The 5,673-nt window shown below is 65.4% G+C and carries 7 protein-coding genes; 3 read left to right on the top strand and 4 right to left on the bottom strand.

Going from position 1 to position 5,673, the window contains the following annotated elements; all coding sequences use genetic code 11:
* Nucleotides 1-97 precede the first annotated feature (97 nt).
* Together ABT24_RS15585 and ABT24_RS15580 are read left to right on the top strand one after the other, a co-directional pair.
* Nucleotides 98-1,885, top strand: a complete 1,788-nt coding sequence (locus ABT24_RS15585; RefSeq protein ID WP_286738284.1) for a diguanylate cyclase — start codon at nt 98-100, stop codon at nt 1,883-1,885.
* 249 nt (nt 1,886-2,134) lie between these two features.
* Complete coding sequence (locus ABT24_RS15580; protein WP_013104196.1) at nt 2,135-2,494, top strand: c-type cytochrome; 360 nt, start codon at nt 2,135-2,137, stop codon at nt 2,492-2,494.
* A gap of 6 nt (nt 2,495-2,500) precedes the next feature.
* Here the strand turns inward: ABT24_RS15580 and ABT24_RS15575 are convergent, their stop codons facing one another.
* From ABT24_RS15575 to ABT24_RS15560, 4 genes are read right to left on the bottom strand one after another with little or no spacing between them, the layout of a single operon-like run.
* Entirely contained in the window at nt 2,501-2,947 is a 447-nt protein-coding gene (locus tag ABT24_RS15575; RefSeq protein WP_276729407.1) for an ExbD/TolR family protein, read from the bottom strand.
* A gap of 12 nt (nt 2,948-2,959) precedes the next feature.
* A complete protein-coding gene (locus tag ABT24_RS15570; RefSeq protein ID WP_276729409.1) occupies nt 2,960-3,613 on the bottom strand; it encodes a MotA/TolQ/ExbB proton channel family protein in 654 nt (217 codons plus the stop codon).
* A 7-nt stretch (nt 3,614-3,620) separates the two neighbouring features.
* Entirely contained in the window at nt 3,621-4,442 is an 822-nt protein-coding gene (dapB, locus tag ABT24_RS15565; RefSeq protein ID WP_276729411.1) for a 4-hydroxy-tetrahydrodipicolinate reductase, read from the bottom strand.
* Nucleotides 4,443-4,465: 23 nt separating this feature from the next.
* Nucleotides 4,466-5,065 (bottom strand): outer membrane protein assembly factor BamE, encoded by a 600-nt coding sequence (locus ABT24_RS15560; protein WP_276729414.1) that lies wholly within the window; start codon nt 5,063-5,065, stop codon nt 4,466-4,468.
* A gap of 141 nt (nt 5,066-5,206) precedes the next feature.
* Here ABT24_RS15560 and fur point away from each other — a divergent pair.
* The coding region (gene fur / locus ABT24_RS15555; RefSeq protein WP_286738279.1) for a ferric iron uptake transcriptional regulator at nt 5,207-5,673 on the top strand (467 nt) is incomplete at its 3' end.

The raw sequence follows: 5,673 nt of genomic DNA, 5'->3' as shown, positions 1-5,673 counted from the left end.
CTCCCTACACTGGTTTTCCCTTTTTCCGACCGCCCGGCCAGTTCGCCCATGCCCCGCCATGCCTCGCCTGTCATTGCACCCCCTTCGACGCGAGTGGATGCGTGCGCTGATCCTGCTGCAGGCCGTCATGCTGCTGGTGCTGATGATGTCGGCGCCCATGTCAGCGCCCGCCTGGGCGGCTGCCCCCTCCGGCGCTAATGCGAGCCCGCTGGTGGTTCTGGTGCCGCAGGATCTCCGGCACCAGAATCTGCAAAATTCGCTGCAGGTTTACCGCGAAAACGGCAAGCGGCTGGAGCCCAGCGCCGTGGCCGCCTTGCCCGATGCGCGGTTCCAGGCGGTCAACGGCGGCAATCTGGGCATCAGCGAAGACGCCCTCTGGTTGCGGGTGCATCTGTTTCGCAGCGCGCAGTCGCCCGAGCAGCTGGTGCTGCAATTGGGTCGCCCGGTCTGGCGTGAGGCGCAGGCTTATCTGTTGCCGGCCGATCTGGCGCAGGCCAGTGGTGAGCGCCCCGCGGGCATCGGCCAGCTCGACGCCTTGCATTCGCGTTACACCGCCTACGCCTTCCAGCCGCCCGAAGGACCCAGCACGCTGCTGCTTCGCGTGGCGCAGTACGGCGCGCTCACACCGGAATTTCACCTGTGGAACGCGGGGGCGTTCCGCCAATACGCGGTGGACGACGCGCTGCTGCAGGGCCTGTTCTACGGCATGGTGGCGGCGCTGCTGATCTACAACGCCTTCCTGTTTCTGAGTACGCATGACCGGGCCTATTTCGCCTACATCCTGTGGCAATCGGCCACTTTGTTCTACATGCTCGCCATTTCGGGCGTAGGGCAGCACCAGCTCTGGCCAGACACCCTCGTCTGGAACAGCATCGGCCTGGTGGGCGGATTGCCGTTGATGTGCGCCGGAGGGCTGTATTTCATCCGCGCCTATCTGCTGTTGCCGCGCCACGCGCCGCGTACCGATCTGTCGCTGCAGATCGTGCAATGGCTGGCCATCACCCTCGCGGTGGCGGTGTTGCTGCCCAATAGCGAGTGGCTGCTGGTTCCCGCCCAGCTGATCGCGGCGGCCTCGCTGGTGCTGATTGCGTGGGCCGCGGCGGTGCGCTGGCAGCAGCGGTTCATGCCGGCCATCATCCTGCTGCTCAGCCTGTTTCCCCTGCTGATCGTCGGCTTTGCCAACATCGGACGCACTCTGGGCTGGCTTCCAGAGACTTTTCTCACTTCCGACGCGCTGCAGTGGGTTTTGGTGTTTCTCGCTCTGGTGCTGACCTATGGCCTGTCGGTGCGCGTGGCGCAATTGCGCGAACGCGCCACGCGCTTGCAGGATCTGCTGCTCAAGGACCCGCTCACCGGCCTGCTCAACCGCAACGGCCTGTTCGACAGCGGTCAGCGCCAACTCGACCGCACGCAGGACAGCCAGGCATTTGCCGCCGTGCTGTGGCTCGATCTCGACGGCCTCAAGCGCATCAACGATCAGTTCGGCCACGCCGCAGGCGACGCGCTGATCCAGGCCACTTCGGCGCGGCTGCGCGAAGCCTTCGGGCCGGACGCGGTCTGCGCCCGCCTGGGCGGCGATGAGTTCGCCGTCGTGCTGCCCAATCTGCCCTCGCCGCGCCTGGCTGAAGACCTGGCCCGGCATGCGCTGGAGCGGCTGCGCGCGCCCTACGCCCTGTCCGGGCGAGAGTTCCGCGCCTCGGGCAGCATCGGCGTGGCGCTGTACCCGTCCCATGCGCAAACGCTGGAGGAGTTGCTGCGCCTGGCCGATGTGGCGATGTATCGCGCCAAGGCCCTCGGGCGCGATACCTATGTCGTGTGGGAGCCGGACATGGAGGCCGACGTGCAGACTTCGCTGTTCCAGTTCACCCGCCCGGCACGGTCTTGAAGCGACTCCTGCGCCGACACTCTTGAGAGCGCCCCCAGACCTGCCGCGTTCGCGTCAGGCCCCCCGAGGGGGATGAGGCACGGAGACGAATCCGAGCGGCTTGCAAGCCGCGAGGTGGGCAGGGAAACTTGGGGCGGCCCTGCGTTTCCTTGAGAGCCGACGTTTCCCCTGTACGCAGCAGGGCTGCTGTAGACAAGCCCGGCCGCAACCCGCACACTAAAGTCTCAACAAATAACAAGGGAGACAACGATGATTCGACCGATGCGACAAATGCGGCGAGCCCTCGCCACCTGCGGCCTGCTTGCTGTGCTGGGTGCGGCGTGGCCACTGGCGCAGGCTGCGGAGGCGGTTCCGCCGCAGTTCGTCGGCGCCAATGTCGCGCAGGGCCAGAAGTATTACGACAATCTCAAATGCGCCGCCTGTCATGCCCAGCGGATGATGGGCTCGTCCTCGGCGATGTACACCCGCGCCGACCGCAAGGTGCACAACCCGCAGCAACTGATGGCGTTCACCCAGATGTGCGTCACCCAGCTCAACCACGACCTGTTTCCGGAAGAGGTGAAAGACATCGCCGCCTACCTCAACCAGACTTACTACAAGTTCAAGTAAGGTCTGCTAGGGCGCCGAGGCCGCGCCGGGCCTGTGTCCCGCAGGCGGCTGGGTGATGAGGCCGATGCGGCTCAGGCCCGCATTTTGCGCGGCGCCCATGACCCGGGCGACATCGCCGTAGGGCACGGCGGCGTCGGCGCTGATGTGCACCTCGGTCTTGGGCGACTGTTGTGCGGCGGTGGTAAAGCGCGCCGTGAGCTGCGCCAGGGTGATGGTTTGGTCGGCCAGATAAAGTTGCCCATCCTTGCGCAGCCCGACATTCAGCACCGTTGGCGCTTGTTGCGCGGCGGGGGCATCGACCTTGGGCAGATCGAGCTTGAGACTGCCGGTGAGCAGCGGTGCGGTGATGATGAAAATCACCAGCAGCACCAGCATGACGTCGATCAGCGGCGTCATATTGATGTCGCTCATCGCTTCGCCTTCCTCGCCCTGATCAAAACTGCCGAAGCTCATGGCGCGCGCAATTCAAAGAACGGGGCCGGCCGCCAGCAGGCGCTGCAGATCATGCGCAAACCCTTCGAGCGCACCCTGCACCCGGCGCGCCCGCTTGCTCAGCGCGTTATAGGCCAGCACGGCGGGAATGGCCACGGCCAGGCCCGCGGCGGTCATGATGAGGGTTTCGCCCACCGGCCCAGCCACTTTGTCCACACTGATCTGCCCGCTCGCTGCAATTGCCGTGAGGGCGTGATAGATGCCCCAGACCGTGCCGAACAGGCCGACGAATGGGGCAGTGCTGCCCACACTGGCCAGCAGCACATGGCCCGCCTGCAGACGCCGCTGCGCCGCCTGCAAAGCCTCGCGCAATTCGCGGGTGACGCGGTCTTCATGCGACTGCCAGCGATGCGCGGTATCGGGTCGCGCCAGCCTGGAGGCGGTCTCGGCCATCAGGCTGGACAGGCCGTCGGGGTCTGCGCTCTGCGTTGCCGCTGCGGCCTGCAAGGGCGACGCGGCGCCCCAATACGCCGCAATACCCGCGGGCACGCGACGCGTGGCCCGCCAGAGCAGGGCCGCTTTCCACAAAATGACAAACCAGCTCGCCACCGACATCGCCAGCAGCACGAGCGCGACCAGATGGCTGAGCGCGTCACCCTGCTGCCAGAACTGTGCGAGCCCTCCCATGGGTGACTCAGTTCAAGCCCAGCACGTCCTGCATGTCGAACAGGCCGTGGGATTGGGCGGCGAGAAAGCGCACGGCGCGCAGGCTGCCCTGGGCGTAGGTGGCGCGGCTGCTCGACTTGTGGGTGATTTCGATGCGCTCGCCCGTGCCCGCGAACAGCACGGTATGGTCGCCCACGATGTCGCCGCCGCGCACGGTGGCGAAGCCGATGGTGGACGGGTCGCGTTCGCCGGTGACGCCTTCGCGGCCATAGACGGCGCATTGCTTGAGGTCGCGCCCGAGCGCACCCGCGACGACCTCGCCCATTTTCAGCGCGGTGCCCGAAGGCGCGTCCACCTTGTGGCGATGATGGGCTTCGATGATCTCGATGTCATAACCCTGCGCCAGCGCGCGCGCTGCCTGCTCCAGCAGCTTGAACACCACGTTCACGCCGATGCTCATATTGGGCGCCATGACAATGGCGATGCGCTGCGATGCAATGCGGATGCGCGCGAGCTGCGCCTCGTCGAAGCCCGTGGTGCCGATGACCATGGCCACCCCCGCCGCCTCGCACGCGGCCAGATGCGCCATGGTGCCTTCAGGCCGGGTGAAGTCGATGAAATAGCGGACGTGCTGCAGCGCGGCGTACAGATCGGAGCGGATGGCCACGCCGGTGTGCACCCCGGCAAACGCCCCGGCGTCCTGCCCGAGCGCCGGGCTGCCCGGCATGTCGAGCGCGGCGCCGATGCTGCAATCCGGCGCGGCCAGGACGGCCTCGACGAGCGTGCGGCCCATGCGGCCGCTGGCGCCGGCGATGGCGATGCGATGCGTTTCTGCAGGCGATGTGCTCATGCGCGAAAGCCTCTCAAAAGAGGTCAAGGATTGCCAGCGGAAGAGGAAGCCGCAGCGGGCGGCGCAGCCTTTTGCAACTCGGCAATCTCGGCCGGCGGTGCGTAAACCGTCAGATTGCCGGGCTGCGAGGCTGCGGCAGGCGGCCGCTTGGTTTGCGCAAACTTCTTGTCCGCAGCGGCGATTTCGGCCTGCAGCTGCGCCTCGGTCAGCAACTTGGGTTTGCTGCCGCCATCGCGCAGGGTGTTGATCTGCGCGACGAACTCCTGCTCGGAAGGCAACGGATCGCCGTCGGCGCGCACCATCTTGCCGTCCTTGTCGAAATACACGGTGTAGCGGCGCACGATGGGGGCGTGATAGCCCTGACGCAGGCTGAACACATATTCCCACCGGTTCTGATTGAAGACCGTCTTGAGCAGGGGCGTCCCCATGATGGCTTGCACCTGTTCCTTGGTCATGCCGGGCTTGAGCTCCTCGGCCATTTCACGCGAGACGAAATTTCCCTGGATCACATCGGCGCGGTAGGGCTTGAATATCGACGTGAGATCGTGCTGGGTGGTTGTGGTGCTGCAACCGCCCAGCAAGGTCAGGCAGCACAGCGCCGCAGTGGCAAGCCCTCGCCGCAAATCCGCCCGGGGGGACGCCTGAGCAAAAGCGTGTTCAGAGAAACGAAAAACAGAGTAAAACCGCATCGGGACTCTCGCGTGGTCAACGCGGCCGGGGTCGTTTAACATCGGCGCATTCTACTGAATACGGCCCTCTCCCCCATGGCTCAGAGCAATGCACAAGGTTTGCGCAATACCGGTCTGAAAGTCACTCAGCCGCGCCTGCGCATTCTGGAGATTTTTCAAAAGGGCACGCAGCGCCACATGACTGCGGAAGATGTGTACCGCGTGCTGCTCGACGAGCAGCAAGACATCGGTCTGGCCACGGTGTACCGCGTGCTGACCCAGTTCGAGCAGGCCGGCATTTTGCTGCGCAGTAACTTCGAGTCGGGCAAGTCGGTGTTCGAGATCAACGAAGGCACGCACCACGACCATCTGGTGTGCCTGGACTGCGGTCGGGTGGTGGAGTTTTTCGATCCTGAGATCGAGCGGCGGCAGAAAAAAATCGCCACGGAGCACGGCTTCGAGTTGCAGGAACATTCGCTCTCGCTCTACGCGAGCTGCGCCAAAAAGACCACTTGCCCACACTACAACAAGGCGGATCACACGCCGCTTGCGGCACGTCCGCC

Origin of the sequence: Thiomonas sp. SCN 64-16, from assembly GCF_001725585.1 — a bacterium.
Classification (GTDB): Bacteria; Pseudomonadota; Gammaproteobacteria; order Burkholderiales; family Burkholderiaceae_C; genus Thiomonas; species Thiomonas arsenitoxydans.
Note: the sequence above shows the minus strand (reverse complement) of the source record. Positions and strands in the feature narration are given on the sequence as shown.